Genomic DNA, 25,044 nt, shown 5'->3' with positions numbered 1-25,044 from the left:
GCCGCCGTCCAGTTCAGTCTTCTTCTTCGGTGGCGACGAGCTTCCAGTTCGGATCGCGCGAGCGCGCGTCGCGGGCGAAGGTCCAGACGTCCTTGACCTCGGCGACGGTCTCCGGATCGCCGTCGATGACGGCGCCGGCCTTGTCGCGGGTCGCCGAAATCAGCTCGCTGACGATGCGCAGCGTGATATGCGCCTCGCTGCCCTTCATCTCGGCCGAAACGATGTCGGCCTTGTCGATGCCGACGAAGGAGGACTGGATCTTCTCGGCTTTCGCCTCACGGTCGCCGATGGCCGCGACGAAGCCGTCATAGACCTCGCGCGACAAAAGGTTCTTCAAGGTTTTGCGGTCGCCATCGGCGTAGGCCATGACGATCATCTCATAAGCCATCTTGGCGCCGTCGACGAAGGTCTTCGGGTCGAAGGTCGGATCATTGTCCTTGATCGCCCGCAGGCCCCGGTTGAGATCGGTGTCGGGCTTGGCAAAGGCATCGATCGCCACATAGGTGTCGGCCGCCGGCTCTCCCGCCAGCCGCTTGCGCGGCAGCGAAACCACGTTCTCGGGTTTCTGGGCGGCATCCTTGTCGTTTTTGCGCGCTGCCGTATATGGATCGAAGGGCGGGCGTTCGTTGCCCGTGCGTCGGCCAAGCACGTTGCGCAGCTGGAAGAAGATCACCACCGCCGCAATCAGAAAGAAAATCGTGCCGAAGTCGAAAAAGCCCATATCTTGCGCCAATCAATCCCTGCTTTGGCCGGACCAGCGGCCAAGCAAGGGCCGCGATCACATAGCGTTCGGTATCCAAAGCATATAGAACGCATGCCGCAATCATTCAAATCAAAGGCAGCCATACCTATCTAACAGCTCTGGTGCCAGCGGCGATTGCTCGCCGGCCGGCAAAACATCGAAACGATCGGTCAAGATTTGCGTATTTCGCTGCTTCCCCTGTTTGTTCTCGCGCTTCCGCTGCTGGAGATAGCCGGTTTCGTCATTGTCGGCCGCCAGATCGGCGCGCTGGCGACGGTTGGGCTGGTGCTGGCCTCGAGCATAGCCGGCGGCTTGCTCCTTCGACACCAGGGTTTTGGCGTCATGGCCAGGGTGCGTGCCGAAATGGACGCCGGGCGTGATCCGAGCACCCAGCTTGCGCATGGCGCCATGATCGTGCTGGCCGCGATCCTTTTGATCATCCCCGGCTTCATCTCGGATATTTTCGGCATTCTGCTGTTCCTGCCGCCAGTGCGCGATCTTGCCTGGCGGATGCTGAAAGGCCGCATCGTGCTGGCAACCGATTTCGGCGGTGGTTTGCGGGCAAGGCAACGCGGCAAGACCATCGATCTCGATGACGGCGACTATTCGCGCGCCGACGATCATACGCGCGGACCGGATTCTCCCTGGCGCCGCCTCAAGGACGAGTAGCCGCGAGGCAACCGGCGTCTTTTGCAAACTTGTCTTGTCGTGCCGGCCATGATAGCGAACGCCCGAATTTCAATCCGGTCAGCAGCGCTGCCCAGGCAAAAGGACCACAGCTTATGGCCAGCAACGACGACGCGCCGACCGGCGCAGCCAACGGTAACGGAAATGCGGCGCAGCCTTCGCTCAACGTGCTTGCGCAATATGTGAAGGACCTGTCCTTCGAAAGCCCCGGCGCACCGAACTCGTTGCGCGGCCGCGACAAGGCCCCCGGCATCGCCATCAATGTCAACGTCAACGCCAACCCGCTTTCGGACAAGCAGTTCGACGTCAATTTGACGCTGAACGCAAAAGCGTCGTTCGACCAGGAAGTGCTGTTCAACGTCGAGCTGGTCTATGGCGGCGTCTTTGCCATCAGCGGCTTCCCGCAGGAGCACATGCTGCCGATCCTGTTCATCGAATGCCCACGGCTGCTGTTTCCGTTCGCCCGGCAGATCATTGCCGAGGCAACACGCAATGGCGGCTTCCCGCCGCTGATGCTAGACCCGATCGATTTCGCGCAGATGTTCCAGCAGAAGCTGGCCGAAGACCAGGCTGCCGCCAAGGTCAAGGTGAGCTGAGCGCGGCTGTCTCGCTAGCGTTTGAAAAACCCGGCCTTGCGCCGGGTTTTTTGTATACCCGCTGGCGGGACAGTATCCCCCTCTGGCCTGCCCTCTTTGGGACTGCTTGGCATCTCCCCCTCAAGTGGGCAGATCGGACTTCACGTCAGCCTTCGCCAAACCTTCATCGTCGCAGGAATGAGCGAAGCGCTGGGACTGCCCAATCTCCCCCTTGAGGGGGAGATGCCAAGTGGTGGCAAAGAGGGCAGGACAGAGGGGGGTGCGACGGATCACTCCGCTCAAAATCACTATGCCGCGGAACTCGCTTCCGGGGGGACGCGCAACCAAAGCGCTTTTTCGCCGAGGCTGCCAACCATGCTTGCGTGGGCTGTGCGCTCTGCCTCGGTCAGGCGCGACGGCAAGGCGATCGGCCTGACGCCGATCGAAATATCGATGTCGTCGACATTCTGCCTCCCGCCCGCTGGCGCCATGATGCTGTCGAGGATGAGGCTTGCCTGCTTGCCGCCGATAAGCTCGATATAGACCTCGGCCAGCAATTCCGAATCGAGTAGCGCGCCGTGCTTGGTGCGGCGGCCGTTGTCGATGCCGTAGCGGCGGCAGAGCGCGTCGAGCGAATTGGGGCCCATCGGATGCTTGCGGCGCGCCAGTGCCAGCGTGTCGACGATCCGTCCCGGATCGATGGCCGGATGGCCAAGCCGGCCGAATTCCAGATTGAGGAAGCCGATGTCGAAGCCGGCATTGTGCGCGACCAGCTTGGCGCCGTCGATGAAGGCGAGGAACTCCTCGGCGATCTCCATGAAAGTCGGCTTGCCCTGAAGATCGGCGGCGCTGATGCCGTGCACGGCCTGCGCCTCGTGATGGATCTGGCGGCCTTGCGGGTTGATATATTTGTGGAAGGTTCGGCCGGTCGGGAAGCGGTTGACCAACTCGACGCCGCCGAGCTCGATGACGCGGTCCTCGCGCGTGTCGAGGCCGGTGGTTTCCGTATCGAAGATGATCTCACGCATCGAATCAGTCCACTGGTTCCGGCATCATTCTAGCCGAATCACACCCGGAACAAAATGGCAACAAGTAATGTGGGCTGCAAGCCTCTTAACCAGGCCTGGCTGTCTTATCCACGACTAGTTCGGCAATGATGGCCTTGACGGCCGCGCGAGCGGCGTCAAAGCCCTGACCGGTGTCGATGACGAAGTCGGCGCGCCGGCGCTTTTCGGCGTCGGGAACCTGCCTGGCCAGGATCGACGCCAGTTTCTCCTCGTTCATGCCCGGCCGCGCCAGCACGCGGGCGCGCTGGACTTCAGGCGGCGCGGTGACGACCACGACCTTGTCGACGCGATCGCGGCCGCCGGTCTCGAACAGCAGCGGTATATCGAGCACGGCAAGCGGCGCGCCGGCGGCACGATTTTCAGCCAAGAGCGCATCGGCGTCGGCCCGGACCAGCGGATGGATGATCGCTTCCAGCCGTTTCAGCGCGGCGGCGTCGCCGAGCACCCGCTCCGCCAGTGCCGCGCGGTCGACCGCACCGGATCTGGTGGTGCCGGGAAAGGCCGCCTCGACCAACGGCGCGGCCTTGCCGGCATAAAGCCGATGCACCGCCTCGTCGGAATCATGGACTGGCACGCCGGCTTCGGCAAACATCTTGGCTGTGGTCGACTTGCCCATCCCGATCGATCCGGTGAGGCCGAGCACGATCATTTTATCGCACCGATATCGGCAATGATCATTTGCCGCAGCTCGGCGGAGACCTGCGGCCTGATGCCGAACCAGCGCTCGAAACCGGGCACCGCCTGGTGCAGCAGCATGCCGAGCCCATCGACGGTTCTCAGGCTGCGCGCTTTGGCTGCGGCAAGCAGCGGCGTCTCCAGCGGCACGTAGACGATGTCGGTGACGATGGCGCGGTCCGGCAGTCTGCCCGGATCGGCGGACAGGCCTTCATTGCCATGCATGCCGAGCGCTGAGGTGTTGACCAGCAGGCCGGCATCCTCGAGCAATTCGCCGGTTGCCGCGATGTTGTGGGCGGAGACGCCTGCACCGAAGCGGTCGCGCAGCTCCTGCGCCCTCGCAAGCGTCCGGTTGACGATGCGGATGTCGCTGACGCCGCGCTGCTTCAGCGCATGAATAACCGCGCGAGCGGCGCCGCCGGCACCGAGCACCACGGCGGGGCCGTTGGCCGCCCAGCCCGGTGCATACTCGTCCAGATTGGCGGCAAAGCCATGGGCATCGGTATTGCCGCCCCACAATTCGCCATCCTCGAACCACAGTGTGTTGACCGCACCGATCTGTTCGGCGTCGGCGTCGCGCCGCTTGGCCAAAGCGAAGGCGGCTTCCTTGTGCGGGATGGTGACGTTGCCGCCGCGATAGCCTTGTGCCTGCAGCGTTCGCAGGAATTCCGCAAACGCTTCCGGTGCAACGTCGATGGCCTGATAGAGGCCGTCGATGCCGTATTTCGCCAGCCAGTAGCCGTGGATCTTCGGGGATCTGGAATGCGCGATCGGGTGGCCGGTGACAAACGCCTTTTTCGCGGCCTCAGCCATCGATCGCCCCGAGCTCGCGCAGCTTGGCCAGCACCGGCAAAAGTGGCAGGCCGACAATGGTAAAATAGTCGCCTTCGATTTTTTCGAACAACTGGATGCCCTCGCCTTCGATCTGGTAGGCGCCGACGCTGGACAACGCCTTGGCGCCGACGCGCGCCAGATGGCGGCCGATGAAGGCCGGATCGAGCTTGCGCATGGTCAGGCTGGCGATGCCAACATGCCGCCACAGAACCTGGCCGTCACGGGCCAGCACGACGGCGCTGTTGAGCTGATGCGTCTTGCCCGACAGCGCCAGCAGATGACGGCGCGCACCTTCCATGTCGGCCGGCTTGTGGAACAGTTCGTCGCCGAGCGACAGCGTCTGGTCGCAGCCGAGCACCAGGGCGCCGGGCTTGCGCTCGCTGACTTCGGTGGCCTTGGCTTCGGCGAGCACCAGGGCGACATCCTCCGGCGACACGCCACTATTTTGCAGCGGCGCCTCGAGCGCGCGTTCGTCGACAGAAGCCGGAACCGCTTCGACCGTAACGCCGGCATTGACGAGCAGCGCCTTGCGGAACGGACTGCCCGAGGCAAGGATGATTTTTTCGGCCATTTTTTTCAGCCCTATACGGCACCCGCCCAGGGTGTGTTGAGATTCAGGTCAGGCCGAGTCGAGAATGGTGGGTTCCGAGAACCGGAACGGAGCGGACATTTGGGTCCGTGAGTACCGGAAACGCAGGAAACCGACGTTCGCAGGCCGGCATCACCTGAATATCGACATGCCCTACCGCGTCTTGCCGCGCAGGGCAACGATCGCCGCCGCCGTCTCCTCGATCGAACGGCGGCTGACGTCGATCATCGGCCAGCCATGCCGCGTGCATATCTGGCGGGCATAGGCGAGCTCTTCGGCGATCGCGGCGCGGTCGACATAATCGGTCGGCTCATAGGCGCTGGTGCCGAGAATGCGGTTCTGCCGGACTTGCGATATGCGTTCGGCGGTGGCGACCAGGCCGACGATCAGCGGCCTCCTGGCATCGACCAGGCTTTCGGGCACCGGCACGCCGAGCACAATCGGAATGTTGGCGGTCTTGATGCCGCGATTGGCGAGATAGATGCTGGTCGGCGTCTTTGAGGTGCGGGAGATACCGACAAGCACGATGTCGGCATCGTCCATATTGGCCGGCAGCTGGCCGTCATCATGCTCCATGGTGAAATTGAGCGCGTCGATGCGGCGAAAATATTCAGCGTCCAGCACATGCTGGGCGCCGACGCGGCGGCCGGCCGGCGTGCCTAGATAGGACTGGAACACCGTCAGCACCGGCTCCAGCACCGAGACGCAAGGTAGGCCCATCGCCGCGCAGCGTTCGTCGATGCCACGGGCAAGCTTCTGGTCGACCACCGTGTAGAGGATGATGCCCGGCTCCTCTTCGATGTCCTCGAACACCTTCGTCACCTGCTTTTCGGTGCGGATGAGCGGGTAGATATGTTCGATGGCGCGCGCGTCCTTGTATTGCGCGGAAGCCGCGCGGCCGGCGGCCAGCAGCGTCTCGCCGGTGGCGTCGGAAATCAGGTGAAGGTGAAAGAAGCTCTGCGGTTTGTTCACAGGATACATTCCAGGCTGTGGGCCGATGTGGATAAGCCGGGCGGAAAACTCGGCCACCGCGAAGCGACTGTATCAGATGCCGGTTTGTCCACAATTCGATGTGCTGTCGGCTTCTCCAGGCGGTTGGGGACAAGTCCGGGGACGGAGCTTTTTGCCTTCACGTCATCCACAGGGGCAATTTCCCCAGCCTGGCGGCAACGCATTGACTCCAGTCGTAAATTCCCGACTTTCCACAAAGTCCTGCAATCCCTTTGGAGAAGCGCGCGACAATATGCTGGCTGGTCTTTTCGAGGGCAAAGCGGGACAGGAGACAACCATCACAACCAACAGACTCTTAGAATCATAAGATTCCTAAAAATAGAATATTTAATTATAGGGAAGCCTGGAAAGGCGAGCGCTCAATGCCTCAAGACCGGATCGTGCTGGACGTGTTGAGAGGCAAGGCGGCGTTTCCGCCGCCGCTCTGGATGATGCGCCAGGCTGGCCGCTATCTGCCGGAATACCGGGAGACGAGGAGACGGGCAGGATCGTTCCTCGATCTTTGCTACGACCCGGATCTCGCCGTCGAAGTGACGCTGCAGCCGATCGAACGCTTCGGCTTCGACGCATCCATCCTGTTTTCCGATATCCTTGTGGTGCCGCATGCGCTCGGCCGCGACGTGCGCTTCGAGGAAGGACGCGGCCCGCTGCTGACGCCGATCACGGCTGCGGAAATTGCGGCTCTCGACGGCGAAACGTTTCACGTGAATCTCGAGCCGGTCTACGAGACGGTGCGGCGGTTGCGCGCCAGACTGCCTGATGAAACGACGCTGATCGGCTTCTGCGGTGCGCCCTGGACGGTGGCGACCTATATGATCGCCGGCCACGGCACGCCCGACCAGGCGCCGGCCAGGCTGTTCGCCTATCGCGAGCCGGCAGCCTTTCTTCGGCTGCTGATGGTGCTCGCCGATCATTCGGCTGCCTATTTGATCCGCCAGATCGATGCCGGCGCCGACGCGGTGCAGATCTTTGATTCGTGGTCCGGCGTGCTCGACGAAGCGTCGTTCGAGTTGTTCTGTGTCCAGCCGGTGGCCGAGATCGTCCGGCAAGTGAAGGCTGCCCATCCCGACGTTCCGATCATCGGCTTTCCCAAGGGTGCCGGAGATCACTATCGAAGCTATCGCCAGAAGACCGGAGTGACGGCGCTGGGCCTCGACTGGACCGTGCCCTTGTCGACGGCAAAGGAATTGCAGCGTGACGGCGCCGTGCAGGGCAATCTCGATCCGCTACGGCTGGTGGCCGGCGGCAAGGCGCTTGCCGATGGCGTGGGGGCGATCCTGAAGGCGCTGGGCGACGGGCCGCTGATCTTCAACCTCGGCCACGGCATCACACCGGAGACGCCGCTCGCGCATGTCGAGCAGATGGTCAAGCTGGTGCGGAGCGCGTCGTGACGATGATGGGCGCAGACAATGCGAACGGCACCAACACCGGCAAGGGCGCGATGCGCCGCGCGGCAATTGCGATCGCCATTTTTCTCCTGCTGGCCGGGCTGCTGTTTCTCTTCGGGCCCGATGATTTCTATCCCTGGGCGAAGGCGATCCATGTGATTGCCGTCATCTCCTGGATGGCGGGCATGCTCTATCTGCCGCGCTTGCTAGTCTATCATGCCGGTGCCGAAAAAGGCTCCGTCCAGTCGGAGACCTTCAAAGTGATGGAGCGCCGCCTGCTGCGCGGCATCATCAATCCGGCAATGGTGATCACCTGGGCATTCGGCCTGTGGCTCGCCTGGAAAGGCTTTGGTTTTCAGGGCGGCTGGCTGCATGCCAAGATCGCTGCGGTGGTTGGTCTGTCGGCCGTGCATGGCTATCTCGCCGGCGCCGTCCGGAAATTTGCCGAAGACCGCAATGAAAAATCGGCAAGGCACTGGCGGATCGTCAATGAGATCCCTACATTGCTGATGATCGTCATCGTCGTCCTGGTTGTCGTGAAACCGTTCTGACGTCTTCGGTTGCCCGCAAAAGGCGGCTTGCTCTTTCAACCGACCGACGATAAAAGACGGGTCTTCCTTCCCGTCATGCTCCGCCCATTTATCGCTTCGGCCGCGCCCGGCATTTGTCGCATCCCGCCGATATTTTTCCCAAAGCTTACTCAGAGTCCGTCTAATGATGCAAGAAATGAAACTCACAGAGTTCAAGAACAAGAAGCCACCAGAGCTGATCGCTTATGCGGAATCGCTCGAGGTCGAGAACGCCAGCGTCATGCGCAAGCAGGAGCTGATGTTTGCGATCCTGAAGAGGCTGGCGACCCAGGATATCGAGATCATCGGCGACGGCGTCGTCGAAGTGCTGCAGGACGGTTTTGGCTTCCTGCGCTCCGCCAATGCCAACTATTTGCCAGGTCCCGACGACATCTATATTTCACCGTCGCAGATCCGGCGGTTCTCGCTGAAGACCGGCGATACGGTCGAAGGCCCGATCCGCAGCCCGAAAGAGGGCGAGCGCTATTTCGCGCTGCTCAAGGTCAACACGATCAATTTCGACGACCCGGAAAAAATCCGCCACAAGATCCATTTCGACAATCTGACGCCGCTTTATCCGACCTCGCGGCTGAAGATGGAAATGGAGGTTCCGACCTCCAAGGACATTTCGGCGCGCGTCATCGACCTGGTGGCGCCGCTCGGCAAGGGCCAGCGCGCGCTGATCGTGGCGCAGCCGCGCACCGGCAAGACGGTGCTGCTGCAGAACATCGCCCATTCGATTACCACCAACCATCCGGAATGCTACCTGATCGTGCTTCTGATCGACGAGCGGCCGGAGGAAGTCACCGACATGCAGCGCTCGGTGAAGGGCGAGGTCGTCTCCTCGACCTTCGACGAACCGGCGGTGCGCCACGTCCAGGTTGCCGAAATGGTCATCGAGAAGGCCAAGCGCCTGGTCGAGCACGGCCGCGACGTCGTCATCCTGCTGGATTCGATCACCCGCCTCGGCCGCGCCTACAACACCGTCGTGCCGTCATCCGGCAAGGTGTTGACTGGTGGTGTCGACGCTAACGCGCTGCAGCGGCCGAAGCGCTTCTTCGGTGCTGCCCGCAATATCGAGGAAGGCGGTTCGCTGACCATCATCGCGACGGCGCTGATCGACACCGGCAGCCGCATGGACGAGGTCATCTTCGAAGAGTTCAAAGGCACCGGCAATTCGGAAATCGTGCTCGACCGCAAGGTGGCGGACAAGCGCATCTATCCGGCCATGGACATCCTCAAGTCCGGCACCCGCAAGGAAGACCTGCTGGTTCCGCGCCAGGACCTGCAGAAGATCTTCGTGCTGCGCCGCATCCTGGCGCCTATGGGAACGACCGACGCCATCGAGTTCCTCATCGACAAGCTCAAGCAGACCAAGACCAACGCGGATTTCTTCGATTCGATGAATACGTAAGGTTGCGGGCTGGCCGTTGCCTTCGTCATCCTCGGGCTTGAGGATCCATGCCGTGAGGTCTACCGGAGAAAGCAGCGGAGCAGAATCTGCGCCGTTGCAGCGCGCGAAAGTCACGGCATGGATCCTACGGTCTGCGCTGCGTCGCTTCGCCATAGGATGACGAATCCTATCTTCGCCGCAATAGCCCTTCCAGCTCTTCAGCTTCCATTATCACCGGCAGGCAAACCTGCCCCGTGCACAGCCAGGCGCCGGGCTCGGCCGTTGGCGGCAGGACGCCGCCTGGCAAGGCCGGCAGATTCGTCGCCGCGCCAACAGGCACGACCATGTCCACCCGACGTGGGTCTGGATTTCGATTCGCGACCGGAACAAGCCTTGGATTCTCCGGTCTATCTACGATCACCAGCTTCATCGGCTCCAGCGCCAGGGCGCAGGCATTGACTATACCCGCCTGACCATAGGGCTGGTGCTCCGCCCGCCCGCCCGCGTGCTCTGCGACTGTCCAGGCTTTTTCCCAGAGATCGAGATTTCCCGAAAGCGACGACAATCGGACCAGAGCTTCGATGATCTGGCCGGTAGCGGAAGGAATGGCTTCGTCGACATCGCCGCGGATGCGGATCGGCACATCCGCGCTGTCCGATGCGGTCAGATAGTAGCCGGTCTGGTCGCTGTCCCGGTGCCAGAGATCGAGTTGCTCAATGAAGTTCCCGGCGCGATCGATATAGTCGGGATTGCCGGTCGCCTCGAACAGTGAGATGGCGGCGTTGGCCATGGCGGCATAGTCGCTCGACAGAGCCGGAAACTGCTTCTTTGCGCCGAGCATCGAATGCGGCAGGCGGCCGTCACGTCCGGCAGCCGCAATTGCGGCAAAGGCCGCTGCCGCCGCTTCGATCCAGTCGGATCGGCCAAGCGACCGTCCGGCCTCAGCAAGGGCTGCGATCATCAAGCCGTTCCAGTCGGTCAGGGCCTTGCCGTCACGCCCCGGCCGGATGCGCTGTGCCCTCGCCGCGAGCAATTTTTCTTTCAGCGGGACGAGCTGTTGGCGGTCGATCACACCTTGCGTCTGCTGGGCTTCTGTCTGGCGGATGATCGGCTTGCCTTCCCAGCCATGCGGGTCGGCAAGCGTGAAGTATTTGAAAAACAAGGCTGAATCGTCGCCGAGGGCTGCTTCGAGCTCATCGCTGCTCCAGGTGTAGAACAGCCCCTCCTCGCCCTCGCTATCGGCATCGAGGCTGGCGGCAAAGGCACCGCCCTCGACCCGCATTTCGCGCAACAGCCAGGCAATCGTCTCTTCGATTCGCAGCCGGAATGATTCCTTGCCGGTCGCCGCATGGACCCAGTTGCATAGCCGGACGAGCTGGGCATTGTCGTAGAGCATTTTTTCGAAATGCGGCACCAGCCATTCGGCGTCGGTCGAGTAGCGGCTGAGGCCGCCGCCAATATGGTCGTAGATGCCGCCGGCCAGCATCTTTTCGAGGCTGAGGAGAACGGCGTCGCGGTGGGATGCGGTGCCGTCGCGCAGCCAGGTCAGCCAGAGGCTCTGCATGAACGGCGCGTTGGGGAATTTCGGCGCGCCGCGCAGGCCGCCCAAATCGCGGTCGATCATGCCGTCAATGCCGTTGGCGAGCTTTGCCAGCATGCCGCGGTCGAGCACGGCCTTGGCATGGCTGCCCGCCAGCCGCGTCTCGACATGCGTAGTCAAACCGTCGGCACTTTGGTTAAGGCTTTCTTTCTTCTCCCGCCAAGCCTTGTCTACCGCCTCCAGCACCTGGACGAACCCCGGCCGGCCGTAGCGGGCCTCCCGCGGAAAGTAAGTGCCGCCCCAGAACGGCTTGCCGTCCGGCGTCAGGAACATGGTCAGCGGCCAGCCGCCCTGCTCGCCCATCGAGGACAGCGCCGCCATGTAGATCTGGTCGATGTCGGGTCGCTCCTCGCGGTCGACCTTGATATTGACGAAGAGACGGTTCATGACGGCGGCGACGTCGTCGTTCTCGAAGCTCTCATGCGCCATGACGTGGCACCAATGGCACGCGGCGTAGCCGACAGAGAGCAGGATCGGACGCTGCAGCGCCTTTGCTTCGGTCAGAGCGGCGGGCGACCATGGCCGCCAGTGCACTGGATTGCCGCTGTGCTGCTGCAGATAGGGGCTGGCCTCTTCGGCAAGCAGGTTTTGTGCAGGCAATGTCACGGCGCTACTCGATGGCGGATTGAACAGGCATAGCTAGGGCGCTTCGGCAGAGCGGGCAAATGATTTCAAAAGATTCCATCGTGGCGCTGTCGAGCGGGCGCCTGCCGGCCGGCATTGCCGTGATCCGGATTTCAGGGCCACAGAGTCGATTCGCCATCGAAACGATTGCCGGGTCGTCGGTGCCGAACCGCGTTGCCATCTATCGTAAGTTCCGGGCGCCCGACGGATCGGTGCTGGATAGCGGCCTGGTCGTTTTCTTTGCCGGGCCCAACAGCTTTACCGGTGAGGACATCGCCGAGTTCCATGTCCATGGCGGGCGTGCGGTCGTGGCAAGGATGCTGGAGACGATCGCCGGCTTCGACGGCGTCAGGCATGCCGAGCCGGGGGAGTTCACCCGCCGCGCCTTTCTCAACGGCAAGGTCGATCTGGTCGAGACCGAGGCGCTGGCGGATCTCGTCAACGCCGAGACGGAGGCGCAGCGGCGCTTTGCGGTGCAGAATGCCGAGGGTGTGCAGAGTGAGCTCTACCTCAGTTGGCGGCGTCGGCTCATTCATGCGCGGGCGATGATCGAAGCCGAGATCGATTTTGCCGACGAAGACGATGTGCCGGGTTCCGTTGCAGAGACGGTCTGGTCGGATGTGCGCGCGATGATCGGCGAGATCGAGCACCATGTCGAAGGATTCCGAGCCGCCGAGATCATTCGCGATGGGTTCGAAGTCGTGATCCTCGGCGCGCCGAATGCCGGCAAGTCCAGCCTGTTCAACGCCCTGGCGCGGCGCGAAGCGGCGATCGTGACCGATGAGCCGGGCACGACGCGCGACCTGCTCGAGGTGGTGCTGGACCTTGAAGGGATGCGGGTCAGGGTAACCGACACCGCAGGTCTGCGCGAGGCGCCTGGCATGATCGAGGCGATTGGCATCGAGAAGGCCAGGACCAAGGCGCACAGCGCTGATTTGCTGTTGCTGCTGGAGGATCTGGCAGATCCAATGGCGATCGGTGTGCTGACGAGCGACATTCCGGCGCTGAGGGTCGGAACAAAAATTGATCTGCTGAGGGGCAAGTCACCCTCGCCCGCGGCGCACTATGATTTCGCTATCTCGACGCGGGACGGCACGGGTTTGGCCGAACTGCTGGACGAGATCGGGCGTCGTGCCGCAGCGCAGATCGGCAAGGCCGGCGATATACTGCCGTCGCGGCTGCGGCACGTCGAGCTGCTCAATGAGACGAAACGGTTCCTGGTTGCGGCTGTCACGGGGGTCGAGCGCGGGCAGGAGCTGCGGGCCGAGGAGCTGCGCCTGGCGGCGGATCGACTTGGACGAATCGTCGGCGCGGTCGATGTCGAGGACATGCTCGATGTGATTTTTTCGCAGTTCTGTATCGGCAAATGACTCACGTGAAACATTGGGGAAGGAGCACACAGCGATGGAGACGGAACGCTGGCGCTGTCCCTCCAACGTCTGCTAGGTTCCTCGCGCCGCAGATCGCAGGGACTGCGGTCCGCTTCGCTTCGGTGAAGTAAAGCTGGCAACCAACGCGGACATTCTTCTAAAGTTCCGGACAAAATCGGATCCTCTGGCGAAGGAACCGGGGCAGTGATTCACGTGAAACAACTCCCAACCCACGCAGATGGCATTGTTTCACGTGAAACGAACAGTCCCCTGTCCTTGACAGCGCGTGCCTCCGGGGACATGTGTCGGTCCACTTGAATTCGGGATTCTGAAATGACCAATCACTATGATGTGGTTGTGGTTGGCGGCGGCCATGCTGGGTGCGAGGCGGCCGGTGCTGCCGCGCGGGCTGGCGCCAGAACGGCGCTGGTGACGCTGCGCTTCGACACGATCGGCGTCATGTCCTGCAATCCGGCGATTGGCGGCCTCGGCAAGGGCCATCTGGTTCGCGAGATCGATGCCATGGACGGGCTGATGGGGCGCGTCGCCGATGCGGCCGGCATCCAGTTCCGCCTGCTCAACCGCCGCAAAGGGCCGGCGGTGCGCGGCCCGCGGACGCAGGCCGACAGAAAGCTCTACCGCCTCGCCATGCAAGCGGCGATTCGCCAACAGGCCGGTCTCGAGGTTGTCGAAGGAGAGGTGCTGGATTTCGAAATCGATGACGGGGAAATCGACGATGGGCGCATCGCGGCGGTGCTGTTGGCGGATGGAAGCCGGCTCGCCTGCGGCGCTGTGGTGCTGACGACCGGCACTTTTTTGCGCGGGCTGATCCATATCGGCGAAAAGAAGATCGTCGCCGGCCGCATGAACGAGCAGGCGAGCATCGGTCTGTCGGCGACGATGAGCCGCGCCGGCTTCAAGCTCGGGCGGCTGAAGACCGGCACGCCGCCGCGGCTGGACGGCAGGACGATCGATTGGGCGTCACTGGAGAGCCAGGCGGCGGACGAGGACCCCGTGCCGTTCTCGCTGCTCACCGAGCGCATTCAAAACCCGCAGATCCATTGCGGCATTTCCCGAACGACCAATGCCACGCATGAGCTGATTCGCGCCAATCTCGGCCGCTCGGCCATGTATTCGGGGTCAATCGAAGGCGTCGGGCCGCGTTATTGCCCGTCGATCGAAGACAAGATCGTCAAGTTCGGCGACCGCGAGGGCCACCAGATTTTTCTGGAGCCGGAAGGGCTGGACGACGACACGGTCTATCCGAACGGCATCTCGACGTCGCTGCCGGAAGATGTGCAACTGGACATCCTGAAGACCATTCCGGGGCTGGAGCGGGCAACCATGCTGCAGCCGGGCTATGCCATCGAATATGACCATGTCGACCCGCGCGAGCTCAAGCCAACGTTGGAAACCAGGCGGATCGCCGGCCTTTTCCTCGCCGGCCAGATCAACGGCACAACCGGCTATGAGGAGGCCGGCGCGCAAGGGCTGCTTGCCGGCTTGAATGCAGCGCGCAAGGCGTCGGCGAGCGACGAAATCGTGCTGAGCCGCACCGAAGCCTATATCGGCGTGATGGTCGACGATTTGACCAGCCGCGGCATCGTCGAACCCTACCGCATGTTCACCTCGCGGGCCGAGTTCCGGCTGTCTTTGCGGGCCGACAATGCCGATGAGCGGCTGACGCCGCTGGCGATGAGACTGGGGATTGCCTCGCCGGAGCGGATGCAGCGGTTCAACAATGCCGTGCAAGACCTTGAGAAGGCGCGGCAGCTCGCCCTCGGCACCACCATGACCCCCAATGAGGCTGCGCGCCATGGGCTCGAGATCAACCGGGACGGCGTCCGTCGCTCGGCCTATGAGTTGCTGGCCTATCCCGGTGTCAATATCGCCTGGCTGGCCCGCATCGAACCGGCTTTCGCGGCAATCGACGCCAAAACGGCAGAGCGTCTTGAAACGGAAGCCAAATATTCTGTCTATCTCGACCGCCAGCAGGCCGACGTAGCGCAGATCAGGCATGAGGAGAGCCGGCTTATTCCCGAGTCGCTCGACTTTGCTTCTGTTCCCGGGCTGTCGAACGAGTTGAAGCAGAAGATGCTGGCACGCCAGCCGCGCTCCATTGCCGACGCGCAACGCATGGAAGGCATGACGCCGGCGGCGCTGGCGATTATTGTCGCGCATGTGCGCAATGCCGAGGCGGCTGCGCGAAAGCGGGTCGCGTGAGCGCTGCGTCCTGGGCAAACCTGCAAGCGGCAGCGGGCCCGGTTTCACGTGAAACATTCGATCGTCTGGTCGAGTTCGAGGCCGTCTTCCAGAAATGGAATCGCCGGATCAATCTGGCCGCGCAATCGACGCAGGACGATGTCTGGGGCCGCCACATCCTCGACAGCTCGCAGCTGGCGCGAATCAAACCAGAGGCGAAGCGCTGGGTCGATCTCGGCTCCGGCGGCGGGTTTCCCGGCCTCGTGCTGGCCTTTTTGCTTGCCGAGCGGGAAGGCGCTGGCATCGACCTGGTTGAGAGCAACCGCAAAAAAGCATCGTTCCTGCAAGCGGTCGTCGGACAGTTCAATCTGCCCGCCAAGGTCATCGCGCGCCGCATTGACGACAGCTATCCTCTTGTTCCTGCACCGCAAATCGTCACAGCCAGGGCACTCGCCTCGCTGCCCGACTTGCTCGACCTGGCGGCACCGTGGCTGACCAAGGGGTCGCGCGGCCTGTTTCACAAAGGCCGGGATTACCGCGCCGAAGTGGCAGAAAGCACTCAACGATGGTCTTTCGATCTGGTAGAACATGCCAGTGCAACCGACGCGCAGGGCGTCATTCTCGAAGTATCCGACTTGCGACAGCTCCCTGGCTTGTGACCGGCGACCCAAATGAATTTCTGGCATAGACCCATGATGAAGAACGGCCCCCGAATCATCACCGTCGCCAACCAGAAGGGCGGCGTCGGCAAGACGACAACCGCCATCAATCTGGCCACCGCGCTGGCAGCCATAGGCGAACAGGTGCTGATCGTCGATCTCGACCCGCAGGGCAATGCCAGCACCGGGCTTGGCATCGACCGGCGCGACCGCACCGTATCCTCCTATGATGTGCTGACCGGCGAGCTCGATCTCGAAGCAGCCGCGATCCCGACGGCGGTTCCAGGCCTGTCGATCGTGCCGTCGACGCTAGACCTGCTCGGCATCGAGATGGAAATCGCCTCGGCGCCGGATCGGGTTCTGCGGCTGCGCAACGCGCTACGGGCTTCGGCCGAGCGCTCGGCCAAATTCGGCTATGTGCTGATCGACTGCCCGCCCTCGCTCAACCTGTTGACACTGAATTCGATGGCTGCCGCCGATTCGGTGCTGGTGCCGCTGCAGTGCGAGTTTTTCGCGCTGGAGGGCCTGAGCCAGCTTTTGGAGACGGTCGAGCAGGTGCGCCGTTCGATCAACCCCGACCTGACGATCCAGGGCATCGTGCTGACCATGTTCGACGGGCGCAACAATCTCGCCAACCAGGTGGTGCAGGATGTGCGGGCTCATATGGGCGACAAGGTCTATGAAACCGTCATCCCGCGCAATGTCCGCGTTTCCGAGGCGCCGTCCTATGGCAAGCCGGCGATTCTCTACGACCTCAAATGCTCGGGCAGCCAGGCCTATCTGCAGCTTGCTTCGGAAGTCATCCGTCGCGAGCGCAAATTGCGGGCCGCCTGAACGATAAGCCGATTCGACACCGAAACGATCTGGACGGACGATGAACGAAGACCCTTCGAGAAAAAGATTGGGACGGGGACTGGCGGCGCTGATCGGCGAAATCGATCGCCCGGCGGCTCCGGAAAAGCCCGGGCTGGCGGCCGACGGCAAGGTGCCGATCGAGTTTCTCAGCCCCAATCCGAAAAACCCGCGTCGGCATTTTGGCGACGCCGACCTGACCGACCTCGCCCAGTCGATCCGCGAACATGGCGTGGTGCAGCCGGTGGTGGCGCGGCCGTCGAAAACGCAGTCGGGCCGCTACGAGATCATCGCTGGCGAGCGTCGCTGGCGCGCGGCGCAACGCGCCGGGCTGACCGAAATCCCGATCATTGTACGCGACGTCAACGATCGCACGGCGCTAGAGCTTGCGATCATCGAAAACGTCCAGCGCACCGACCTCAACCCGGTCGAGGAAGCATTGGGCTACCAGCAGCTGATCGACGACCACGGCTATACCCAGGCCGATCTCGGCCAGGTGATCGGCAAGAGCCGCAGCCATGTCGCCAATACACTGAGACTGCTCAAGCTGCCCGACGTCATTCGCGACATGCTGGTCGACGGCGCGCTCTCGGCCGGCCACGCCCGCACCCTGGTGACGGCCGACGACCCGGCCGGGCTTGCCAAGCGGATCATCGACGAGGGGCTTTCGGTGCGCCAGGCCGAAGCTTTGGCGCAGATGCCGGTCGGCGCGCCGGCGGCAAAGCGCCAGCCCGCAGCACCGCCGCAAAAGGATGCCGACACGCTGGCGCTGGAAAAGCTGATGACCAATACTATCGGCATGATCGTCACGATCGAGCACAACCAGCGCGGCGGCGTGATCAGCGTCGCCTATCGGACGCTGGAGCAGCTCGACGAGCTTTGCCGAAGGCTGAAGCGGGAGTAGTTAGGGCGCAGCACCTTAGCCGGCAAACTACTCGTGAATCGGCTGCCGCTCTGACAAGAATTCGCTCCTGTTCGGGGTCCGCGCCGCCCCTCACCTGCCTGCCGGCATCCTCTCCCCGTATAGTGACGGGGAGAGGGGCGCTCTCTTCGACGGTTTCGCCAACCTCCAGCGTTGCAAGAAGGGTGTCGCGGCTGAAGCTGCCAATCTCCCTCCTTGTGGGGGAGATGCCCGGTAGGGCAGAGGGGGGCGCGAAGGAACGCCAACTTCTGCGATTTCTAGCCGAACAGAACCCGAGCACCATCTGAGAGTTTGACAACGAACCGATGGACAGGTCGGCGGGACAGCGCCCCCCTCTGTCCTGCCGGACATCTCCCCCACAATGGGGAGATCACGCTCTCCGCTTACCGCTGCGCCAGCCTTGCGCTCTCCACGGCAATGCCGAGCAGCGCCTGGCGTGCCAGCGCGACCGACAGATCCGGCCGCCGGCGGGTCTGCAGGACCGCCGTCTGCAGGCGGTTGAGTGCGCGGCCGAGCGCTTCGCTGCTCCACCGTTCGAGGGCTTTCTCCACCAGCTTGCGCCGCGAGTAAAAAACCGGCGGGCGCGCCGCGGCAACGACCGAAGCGGCATTGCGGCCGCCGGCGTCCATCTGGCCACGCATCGCCTGGATCGTCTGCAGCTGCCGCATCGCCGATGAAAGCACCAGGAAGGGCTGGCCGCCGGACTGGCAATGGCGGGTAAAGGCGGTGTCGAAGTCGGCGATCCTGCCTTCGAGCAGGGCGTCGACCGCCGCATCGAAGGAGAGGCCGGAGACATCGCCAGACGTCGCCTTGACGTCGTCGAGGCCGATTTCGGGCTGGCCATGCGCATAAAGCACCAGCTTTTCGATCTCGCCGCGCGAGGCCAGCCGGTCGCCGCCGAGATTGCGGCGCAGCGCCTGCCGCGCCTCCAGTGTCATCGACATGCCGGCCTTGCGCAGTTCGTCGTCGATGACCGTATCGATATCCCTGGCTTCATCGGCATAGCAAGGCAGAGCCATGGCATTGTCGGCCGCCTCCACCACGGCGCGCAGGCCGACGCCCTTCTTCAGGTCGCCGGCCTCGATGAGGATGATGGCGTCGCGCGCGGGCTCTGACGTTAGCGCCTTGACGTCGTCGGCAAGCGCCTTCTGGGCGCCGGCATTGCGCACCCATAGCAGGCGCCGCTCCGAAAACATCGGCACGGTGCGGGCCTCGTCGAGCAGGCGGCCCTCGTCGCGATCGACCTCCGAACCGTCCAGCCTGACCACCGAGAACGGATCGTCAAGCGGCAGGCCGGTTCTGCCGGCAAAGGCCTTTGCCCGCTCGGCAACCAGCCCGCGATCGGGACCGTAAAGCAACACGATCGAGACGCGCGGATCCGGCTTCGCGAGCCATGCATCGACCTCGTATGCTTTCTTCTGTGCCATGGGCGCTGATTAGCATGACGCGGGCGCGGGGTGAACCAAGGTGTTGACGGACGCCGGCGGGACAGCACCCCCCCTCTGTCCTGCCGGACATCTCCCCCTCAAGGGGGGAGATTGGCAGCTTCGCCGCCGGCTCTTTCTACAGCATTGGAAATTGGCGAAAGCGGAGATGAGGGCGAAATCTCCCCCCTTGAGGGGGAGATGTCCGGCAGGACAGAGGGGGGCGAAGGAACTTGACCTAGCGATCTTGTCACCGAAATTCACTCCTCGTGCGCCAGATCAGCCCGGACCATTCGCCAAATTGCGCGCCGGCGCGGAAGATCGACAAGAAATTTCGCCGCCATATCTCCATCCTGTCTGCCGCCGGCAGTAGCCAGCGGCAGCGAAGCCTCGCCCGGCGAATTGGCACTGGTCTGGCGGTGTGCAAATATCGCGCCGGGCAACAGTGGAGGATCGAGATCATGGCCGATGCCGGAATGTTGCGTTTCCATGTTCCGGAGCCGGAGGTGCGGCCGGGCGGAACGCCGGATTTTTCAGACGTGACCATCCCCAAGGCCGGCTCAGTGCCGCGTCCCGAGATCGACGTCGATCCGCGTACCATCCGCGATCTGGCGTTCTCGATCATTCGCGTGCTGAACCGCGCTGGCGAGGCCGTCGGGCCATGGGCCGGCCTGCTTTCCGATGAAGAGCTGCTGGAGGGGCTACGTCATATGGTGACGCTCCGCAGCTTCGATGCGCGCATGCAGATGGCGCAGCGCCAGGGCAAGACCTCTTTCTACATGCAGCATCTCGGCGAAGAGGCGGTGAGCTGCGCCTTCCGCAAGGCGCTGTCGCGGGGCGACATGAATTTTCCGACCTATCGGCAGGCCGGCCTGCTCATCGCCGACGGCTACCCGATGGTCACGATGATGAACCAGATCTATTCGAACGAGGCCGATCCGCTGAAAGGGCGGCAATTGCCGATCATGTATTCGTCGAAGGAGCACGGCTTCTTCTCGATCTCCGGCAATCTGGCGACGCAGTATATCCAGGCGGTCGGCTGGGCGATGGCCTCGGCAATCAGCAACGATTCAAAGATCGCCGCCGCCTGGATCGGCGACGGCTCGACCGCCGAGTCCGACTTCCATTCGGCGCTGGTCTTCGCCTCGACCTACAAGGCGCCGGTCGTGCTCAATGTCGTCAACAACCAGTGGGCGATTTCGACGTTCCAGGGCATCGCCCGCGGCGGCTCCGGCACGTTCGCCGCGCGCGGGCTCGGCTTCGGCATTCCGTCGCTGCGCGTCGACGGCAACGACTATCTCGCCGTCCACGCGGTGGCCAAATGGGCCGCGGAACGGGCGCGCAGCAATCTCGGGCCGACGCTGATCGAATACGTCACCTACCGCGTCGGCGCCCATTCGAGCTCCGACGACCCGTCCGCTTACCGGCCGAAGGCAGAGTCCGATGCCTGGCCGCTCGGCGACCCGATCGTCAGGCTGAAGAACCATCTCATCCAGCGCGGCGTCTGGTCGGATGAACGCCACGCCCAGGCCGAGGCGGAAATCCTCGACACGGTGATTTCGGCGCAGCGGGAGGCCGAGCGCCATGGCACGCTGCATGCCGGCGGCAAGCCCTCGGCCCGCGACATGTTCGAGGGCGTCTATGCCGAGATGCCGCCGCATCTCCGGCGCCAGCGCCAACAGGCCGGGGTCTGACCATGCCGCGGCGGACCATGATCGAGGCGATCCGCGACGCCATGGACGTGTCGATGGCGCGCGACGAACGCGTCATCGTGTTCGGCGAGGATGTCGGTTTCTTCGGCGGCGTTTTCCGCTGCACGCAAGGCCTGCAGGCGAAATACGGCAAGAGCCGCTGCTTCGATGCGCCGATCAGCGAATCCGGGATTGTCGGCGCGGCGATCGGCATGGCGGCCTACGGGCTGAAGCCTTGCGTCGAGGTGCAGTTTGCCGACTATGTTTATCCGGCCTATGACCAGATCGTCTCGGAGGCGGCGCGGCTGCGCTATCGATCGAACGGTGATTTCACCTGCCCGATCGTCGTGAGAATGCCGACCGGCGGCGGTATCTTCGGCGGCCAGACCCACAGCCAGAGCCCGGAGGCGCTGTTCACCCACGTCTCTGGGCTGAAAGTCGTGGTTCCGTCCAATCCGCACGACGCCAAGGGCCTGCTGATCGCGGCGATCGAGGATCCCGACCCGGTGATCTTCCTGGAACCGAAGCGGCTCTACAACGGCCCCTTCGATGGTCATCACGAGCGGCCGGTAACGCCATGGTCGAAACATGAGCTCGGCGAAGTCGCCGATGGCCATTACACCGTGCCGCTCGGCAAGGCGGTGATCCGGCGGCCGGGCGCTGCGGTCACCGTGCTTGCCTATGGCACGATGGTCTATGTCGCCCAGGCGGCCGCCGAGGAGACCGGCATCGATGCCGAGATCATCGATCTGAGGACGCTGCTGCCGCTGGATCTCGGGACGATCGTCGCCTCGGTCAACAAGACCGGGCGCTGTGTGATCGTGCATGAGGCGACGCTAACATCCGGCTTCGGCGCCGAACTTTCGGCGCTGGTGCAGGAGAACTGCTTCTACCATCTGGAAGCGCCGGTGGCGCGGGTCACCGGCTGGGACACGCCCTATCCACATGCGCAGGAGTGGGACTATTTTCCCGGTCCGGCCCGGCTAGGCCGCGCGCTCGTCGAAACGATAGAAGCCTAAGGGGGAAGACGATGGGCGAATATGTCATCAAGCTGCCCGATGTCGGCGAAGGCGTCGCCGAGGCCGAGCTCGTCGAATGGCAGGTCAAGGTCGGCGATCTCGTGCGCGAGGATGCAGTGCTTGCCGCTGTCATGACCGACAAGGCGACGGTCGAAATTCCTTCGCCCGTCGATGGCGAAATCGTCTGGTTGGGCGCCGAGATCGGCGACACGGTGGCGATCGGCTCACCGATTGTCAGGCTGAAGGTGGCGGGCGAGGGTAACGTCAAGCCGCCACGGGACGTTGAGGCGGGCGCCAAGCGTGCCCCCACCCCTGACCCCACCCCACAAGGGGGAGGGGGACGCGTCACGGCCGCCAAAGCCGATGCCCCGCCCCCCTCGCTCTCGCCTGAGCTTGCTCCAAGAAACGGGAACGCAGGTGTGGCGCGGACAGAATCCCCCTCCCCCTTGTGGGGAGGGGTTAGGGGTGGGGGTACTGCGACGTCCGGCGCGCCGCGCCCCGAGGGCGAAAAGCCACTGGCCTCGCCGGCCGTCCGCCTCAGGGCGAAAGAGGCCGGCATTGACCTTCGGCAGGTCCCGGGAACCGGCCCGGCCGGCCGCATCCAGCACGAGGACATCGACGCGTTCCTGGCACGCGGACCGCAGCTCGCGAAAGTCCTTGGCCTTGCCCGCAACGAGGCGGTCGAGGACATCAAGATAGTCGGGCTCAGGCGAAAGATCGCCGAGAAGATGACGCTGGCCAAGTCGCGCATCCCGCACATCACCTATGTCGAGGAGATCGACGTCACCGCGCTCGAGGATTTGCGCGCCGCGCTCAACAAGGAGAAGCGGCCGGGCGCGGACAGGCCGAAGCTGACGCTGCTGCCGTTCCTGATGCGGGCGATGGTCAAGGCAATCGCCGACCAACCCAATGTCAACGCGCTGTTCGACGATGAAGCCGGCATCGTCCACGAGCATGGCGGCATCCATATCGGCATCGCCGCGCAGACGCCTTCGGGGCTGATGGTGCCGGTGGTAAGACACGCCGAGGCGCGCGACATCTGGGATTGCGCAGCCGAGGTTGTCAGGCTGGCCGAAGCGGCAAAGTCCGGAACGGCGACGCGCGACGAGCTCTCGGGCTCGACCATCACCATCACCTCGCTCGGCGCCATGGGCGGCGTGGCGACGACACCCGTGATCAACCACCCGGAAGTGGCGATCATCGGCGTCAACAAGATGATGGTGCGGCCGGTATGGGATGGCACCCAGTTCATCCCGCGCAAGATGATGAACCTGTCCTCCAGCTTCGACCACCGCGTCGTCGACGGCTGGGACGCGGCGGTGTTCATCCAGCGGATCAAGGCGTTGCTGGAGACGCCGGCGCTGATTTTTGTGGATTGAGGTAATGAATAGAATGTTGCGGTGGTGCGGAACGATCGAGAGGCTGGAGGGACAGCGCCCCCCTCTGCCTTGCCAGGCATCTCCCCCACGAGGGGGGAGATTGGCAGTTTCCGCGCTCCGCCCGCTCCTGCGACGGCGGCGATTGGCGAAGGCGGAGGCGAGATCCAATCTCCCCCCTTGTGGGGGAGATGTCCGGCAGGACAGAGGGGGGCGCGAAGGATCGCCACGGAGCGCCCTTTTCCGAGCCGCTGCATGGGGCACGACATGAAGGAAATCTCCTGCAAGCTGCTGGTCATCGGCGCCGGTCCGGGTGGCTATGTCTGCGCCATCCGTGCCGGGCAGCTTGGCATCGACACGGTGATTGTCGAGGCCGGCAAGCCCGGCGGCACTTGCCTCAATGTCGGCTGCATCCCGTCCAAGGCGCTGATCCATGCGGCCGAGGAGTTCGAGAAGCTCTCGTACATGGCCGGCGGCAAAAGCGCGCTCGGCATTGCGATCGCCGCACCATCGCTTGATCTCGCCGCGACCATTGCCTGGAAAGACGGCATCGTTAGCCGGCTGAACAACGGTGTCGCCGGCCTGCTGAAGAAGGCGGGCGTGAAGACGGTGCATGGCTGGGCGACATTCCGCGACGGCAAGACCGTTGCCGTCGAGACCGAGATCGGCATGCAGGTGATCCGCGCCGAAACGGTGGTGATCGCAACCGGCTCGGCGCCGGTCGAGTTGCCATCGCTGCCGTTCGGCGGGCCGGTGATCTCTTCGACAGAAGCATTGGCACTGAGCGAAGTGCCGAAAAAGCTGGCGGTGGTCGGCGGCGGCTATATCGGGCTGGAACTCGGCATCGCCTTTGCCAAGCTGGGCGCCAAGGTGACCGTGGTCGAGGCGTTGCCGCGCGTGCTGGCGCAATACGATGCGGAACTGACCCGGCCGGTGGTGAAGCGGCTGGCCGAACTCGGCATCGAGGTGCTCGTGAACGCCAAGGCCAAGGGGCTGTCCACTAAGCGCGACGGGCTGCTGGTCGAGACGAATGGCGGCAAGAACGGCAAGATCGCTGCCGACAAGGTCCTGGTCACGGTCGGTCGGAAGCCGGTCACCGAAGGCTGGGGGTTGGAGCAGATCGACCTCGACATGGCCGGACCCTTCATCCGCATCGACGACCAGTGCCGCAGCTCGATGCGCGGTATCTTTGCCATTGGCGACGTCACCGGCGAGCCGATGCTGGCGCACCGGGCGATGGCGCAAGGCGAAATGGTCGCCGAGATCGTCGCCGGCCATAGGCGCAGCTGGGACAGACGAGCGATCCCGGCCGTCTGCTTCACCGATCCGGAGCTGGTCACCGCAGGCCTGTCGCCGGAGGAGGCCAAGACCCGTGGCGAGATCAAGGTCGGACTGTTTCCCTTCACCGCCAATGGCCGGGCGATGACGAAGTTGGGCGAGGACGGCTTCGTGCGGGTCGTTGCCCGCGCCGACAACCATCTGGTGCTCGGCATCCAGGCCGTCGGCCAGGGCGTGTCGGAACTGTCGACGGCGTTTGGGCTGGCGCTGGAGATGGGCGCGACGCTGGAGGACATTGCGGGCACCATCCATGCCCATCCGACACAGGGCGAGGGTTTTCAGGAGGCGGCGCTGAAGGCGCTGGGGCGGGCGGTGCATGTCTGAGGCAGGTGATCTCCCCCCTTGAGGGGGAAATGGCCGGCAGGCCAGAGGGGGTCGGTTCGACTGGATGCGACCTCCCTTGCGATAGATGGAGGTTAGCGCTTTACGCGAGGCGA

22 protein-coding genes are annotated in these 25,044 nt (G+C 63.6%); 14 read left to right on the top strand and 8 right to left on the bottom strand.

What is annotated here, in order from left to right:
• Positions 1 to 13 precede the first annotated feature (13 nt).
• Positions 14 to 721 carry a Tim44/TimA family putative adaptor protein gene (locus NKJ40_RS14270; protein ID WP_292659652.1) on the bottom strand — a complete coding sequence of 236 codons (708 nt, stop codon included), beginning with the start codon at positions 719 to 721 and terminating at the stop codon, positions 14 to 16.
• Between the two features lie 198 nt (positions 722 to 919).
• Here NKJ40_RS14270 and NKJ40_RS14265 point away from each other — a divergent pair, with 198 nt between their 5' ends.
• Both NKJ40_RS14265 and secB read left to right on the top strand, forming a co-directional pair.
• Entirely contained in the window at positions 920 to 1,411 is a 492-nt protein-coding gene (locus NKJ40_RS14265; RefSeq protein ID WP_352466562.1) for an FxsA family protein, read from the top strand.
• A 113-nt stretch (positions 1,412 to 1,524) separates the two neighbouring features.
• Positions 1,525 to 2,025 (top strand): protein-export chaperone SecB, encoded by a 501-nt coding sequence (secB, locus tag NKJ40_RS14260; protein WP_254817954.1) that lies wholly within the window; start codon positions 1,525 to 1,527, stop codon positions 2,023 to 2,025.
• 287 nt (positions 2,026 to 2,312) lie between these two features.
• On the opposite strand, the gene dnaQ is transcribed toward secB, so the two are convergent.
• The 5 genes from dnaQ to NKJ40_RS14235 all read right to left on the bottom strand — a co-directional run bounded on the left by dnaQ (position 2,313) and on the right by NKJ40_RS14235 (position 6,141).
• Entirely contained in the window at positions 2,313 to 3,032 is a 720-nt protein-coding gene (gene dnaQ / locus NKJ40_RS14255; RefSeq protein ID WP_352466561.1) for a DNA polymerase III subunit epsilon, read from the bottom strand.
• An 85-nt stretch (positions 3,033 to 3,117) separates the two neighbouring features.
• Positions 3,118 to 3,720, bottom strand: coding sequence for a dephospho-CoA kinase (gene coaE, locus NKJ40_RS14250; RefSeq protein WP_352466560.1), 603 nt, complete (start codon positions 3,718 to 3,720; stop codon positions 3,118 to 3,120).
• Positions 3,717 to 4,559: a shikimate dehydrogenase gene (locus tag NKJ40_RS14245; RefSeq protein ID WP_352466559.1), complete on the bottom strand. Its 843-nt coding sequence runs from the start codon at positions 4,557 to 4,559 to the stop codon at positions 3,717 to 3,719. Before NKJ40_RS14245 ends, coaE begins: the two co-directional genes overlap by 4 nt.
• On the bottom strand, positions 4,552 to 5,151 hold the full coding sequence (locus NKJ40_RS14240; RefSeq protein ID WP_352466558.1) for a Maf-like protein: 600 nt from the start codon (positions 5,149 to 5,151) through the stop codon (positions 4,552 to 4,554). Before NKJ40_RS14240 ends, NKJ40_RS14245 begins: the two co-directional genes overlap by 8 nt.
• 171 nt (positions 5,152 to 5,322) lie before the next feature.
• Positions 5,323 to 6,141 carry a pyruvate, water dikinase regulatory protein gene (locus NKJ40_RS14235; RefSeq protein WP_292659665.1) on the bottom strand — a complete coding sequence of 273 codons (819 nt, stop codon included), beginning with the start codon at positions 6,139 to 6,141 and terminating at the stop codon, positions 5,323 to 5,325.
• A 401-nt stretch (positions 6,142 to 6,542) separates the two neighbouring features.
• Here NKJ40_RS14235 and hemE point away from each other — a divergent pair, with 401 nt between their 5' ends.
• The 3 genes from hemE to rho all read left to right on the top strand — a co-directional run bounded on the left by hemE (position 6,543) and on the right by rho (position 9,551).
• A complete protein-coding gene (hemE, locus tag NKJ40_RS14230) occupies positions 6,543 to 7,571 on the top strand; it encodes a uroporphyrinogen decarboxylase (RefSeq protein ID WP_352466557.1) in 1,029 nt (342 codons plus the stop codon).
• Between the two features lie 2 nt (positions 7,572 to 7,573).
• The gene (gene hemJ, locus NKJ40_RS14225) at positions 7,574 to 8,119 is read left to right on the top strand and encodes a protoporphyrinogen oxidase HemJ (protein ID WP_502903708.1); all 546 of its coding nucleotides are present in this window, start codon (positions 7,574 to 7,576) and stop codon (positions 8,117 to 8,119) included.
• A gap of 166 nt (positions 8,120 to 8,285) precedes the next feature.
• Entirely contained in the window at positions 8,286 to 9,551 is a 1,266-nt protein-coding gene (gene rho, locus NKJ40_RS14220; protein WP_023675925.1) for a transcription termination factor Rho, read from the top strand.
• A gap of 166 nt (positions 9,552 to 9,717) precedes the next feature.
• On the opposite strand, the gene NKJ40_RS14215 is transcribed toward rho, so the two are convergent.
• Positions 9,718 to 11,736, bottom strand: coding sequence for a thioredoxin domain-containing protein (locus NKJ40_RS14215; protein WP_352466556.1), 2,019 nt, complete (start codon positions 11,734 to 11,736; stop codon positions 9,718 to 9,720).
• 59 nt (positions 11,737 to 11,795) lie between these two features.
• Between NKJ40_RS14215 and mnmE the strand changes: the two genes are divergently transcribed.
• The 5 genes from mnmE to NKJ40_RS14190 all read left to right on the top strand — a co-directional run bounded on the left by mnmE (position 11,796) and on the right by NKJ40_RS14190 (position 17,741).
• Positions 11,796 to 13,124, top strand: coding sequence for a tRNA uridine-5-carboxymethylaminomethyl(34) synthesis GTPase MnmE (gene mnmE / locus NKJ40_RS14210; protein ID WP_352466555.1), 1,329 nt, complete (start codon positions 11,796 to 11,798; stop codon positions 13,122 to 13,124).
• A gap of 333 nt (positions 13,125 to 13,457) precedes the next feature.
• On the top strand, positions 13,458 to 15,347 hold the full coding sequence (gene mnmG / locus NKJ40_RS14205; RefSeq protein WP_352466554.1) for a tRNA uridine-5-carboxymethylaminomethyl(34) synthesis enzyme MnmG: 1,890 nt from the start codon (positions 13,458 to 13,460) through the stop codon (positions 15,345 to 15,347).
• Positions 15,344 to 15,985: a 16S rRNA (guanine(527)-N(7))-methyltransferase RsmG gene (rsmG, locus tag NKJ40_RS14200; RefSeq protein WP_352466553.1), complete on the top strand. Its 642-nt coding sequence runs from the start codon at positions 15,344 to 15,346 to the stop codon at positions 15,983 to 15,985. The genes mnmG and rsmG overlap by 4 nt, the downstream gene beginning before the upstream one ends.
• Positions 15,986 to 16,018: 33 nt before the next feature.
• Entirely contained in the window at positions 16,019 to 16,819 is an 801-nt protein-coding gene (locus NKJ40_RS14195; protein ID WP_352466551.1) for a ParA family protein, read from the top strand.
• Positions 16,820 to 16,859: 40 nt separating this feature from the next.
• Positions 16,860 to 17,741: a ParB/RepB/Spo0J family partition protein gene (locus NKJ40_RS14190; protein WP_292659678.1), complete on the top strand. Its 882-nt coding sequence runs from the start codon at positions 16,860 to 16,862 to the stop codon at positions 17,739 to 17,741.
• Positions 17,742 to 18,142: 401 nt separating this feature from the next.
• Here NKJ40_RS14190 and holA read toward each other — a convergent pair whose 3' ends face one another.
• Positions 18,143 to 19,186: a DNA polymerase III subunit delta gene (gene holA, locus NKJ40_RS14185; RefSeq protein WP_352466550.1), complete on the bottom strand. Its 1,044-nt coding sequence runs from the start codon at positions 19,184 to 19,186 to the stop codon at positions 18,143 to 18,145.
• Between the two features lie 458 nt (positions 19,187 to 19,644).
• Here holA and NKJ40_RS14180 point away from each other — a divergent pair, with 458 nt between their 5' ends.
• The 4 genes from NKJ40_RS14180 to lpdA all read left to right on the top strand — a co-directional run bounded on the left by NKJ40_RS14180 (position 19,645) and on the right by lpdA (position 24,931).
• Positions 19,645 to 20,877, top strand: coding sequence for a 3-methyl-2-oxobutanoate dehydrogenase (2-methylpropanoyl-transferring) subunit alpha (locus NKJ40_RS14180; RefSeq protein ID WP_352466549.1), 1,233 nt, complete (start codon positions 19,645 to 19,647; stop codon positions 20,875 to 20,877).
• 2 nt (positions 20,878 to 20,879) lie between these two features.
• Positions 20,880 to 21,893 (top strand): alpha-ketoacid dehydrogenase subunit beta, encoded by a 1,014-nt coding sequence (locus tag NKJ40_RS14175; RefSeq protein WP_352466548.1) that lies wholly within the window; start codon positions 20,880 to 20,882, stop codon positions 21,891 to 21,893.
• Between the two features lie 11 nt (positions 21,894 to 21,904).
• Complete coding sequence (locus tag NKJ40_RS14170) at positions 21,905 to 23,272, top strand: dihydrolipoamide acetyltransferase family protein (protein WP_352466547.1); 1,368 nt, start codon at positions 21,905 to 21,907, stop codon at positions 23,270 to 23,272.
• A 264-nt stretch (positions 23,273 to 23,536) separates the two neighbouring features.
• Positions 23,537 to 24,931 (top strand): dihydrolipoyl dehydrogenase, encoded by a 1,395-nt coding sequence (gene lpdA, locus NKJ40_RS14165; protein ID WP_352466546.1) that lies wholly within the window; start codon positions 23,537 to 23,539, stop codon positions 24,929 to 24,931.
• The last annotated feature ends 113 nt before the right edge of the window (positions 24,932 to 25,044 follow it).

Origin of the sequence: Mesorhizobium sp. M0119 (genome assembly GCF_040322615.1) — a bacterium.
Lineage (GTDB): Bacteria > Pseudomonadota > Alphaproteobacteria > Rhizobiales > Rhizobiaceae > Mesorhizobium.
The sequence above is the reverse complement of the archived record's forward strand: the minus strand, read 5'-3'. Positions and strand labels throughout refer to the sequence as shown.